Genomic DNA, 874 nt, shown 5'->3' on the forward strand with positions numbered 1-874 from the left:
TTTTCAATACTCTAGTCGGTTTAATTACTTTATAATACAGGCCTACAGTAAAGTACATGAAGTTACTGGTTAGTAGTTCGGAGTTTGTAAATAAAATGAGTACTAACGCAAAGCTGAATGTAATGGCACTGGCCATATTCACAATGCCTGGCGGTAAATCTGGTTCGTGTGTTGCTTTAACTGATAATACGAAGACCGTAATAATCCCGATAATAAATCCTGCCATCATCGCGCGTAATAAATAACGTTTTAAATAAACGCTTTGTAATATATCTTTTGTTCTTATTGTTTCGACTACGTTATTTACCCAGTCGTCCCCATAAAATATTTTATCCCATTTAATATGTTTCTCCTTCACAATGACATCCTCACTTTTCATTTGTTAATCAGAGTATACTATGAATCGTCTTATTTGTGAATAATTTCACAAAATTAATTTTAAAAACTAATATTTTTGAATAACAGCTAGGATTTTTTAACAAATCATTTATTTTAAAATAATTAATCGTCAGTTAGTATCAATGAATAAATACAGATTTTCATACAAAAAAACCTAGTAATGATGCGACGATCATTACTAGGAGATTATGCGTCTATTAAGTTGTAGCTTGTTTCGGACGGCGTATAAATACATCGATTATGAAACCGATAATAGCAAAGAGCATGAATGGTACAAGCCAAGCTAAATCGATATCTGCTAAAGGTAACATCATAAACGATTTCAAAATAACACCGTGTAATAAGTTAAAACTATTTAGTATTTGTAAAATTGAAATAATCAATGTAATAACAGTTGCGAGTCGATAGGCCCAACTGAATCTGAATGTGCTAAACATGTTAGCAAATGATATCAGTACAAGTGCAATAGACACGG

General features: G+C 31.6%; 2 protein-coding genes. Both read right to left on the bottom strand.

What is annotated here, in order from left to right; genetic code table 11:
• Positions 1–358: formate/nitrite transporter family protein (locus IDG60_RS16665; protein WP_206160952.1), on the bottom strand; the 358-nt coding region annotated here is incomplete at its 3' end.
• Positions 359–596: 238 nt separating this feature from the next.
• Positions 597–874 (bottom strand): branched-chain amino acid transport system II carrier protein (locus IDG60_RS16670; protein WP_206160953.1); only part of this gene is annotated, 278 nt, incomplete at its 5' end.

It is taken from the genome of Staphylococcus sp. EG-SA-2, from assembly GCF_017152085.1.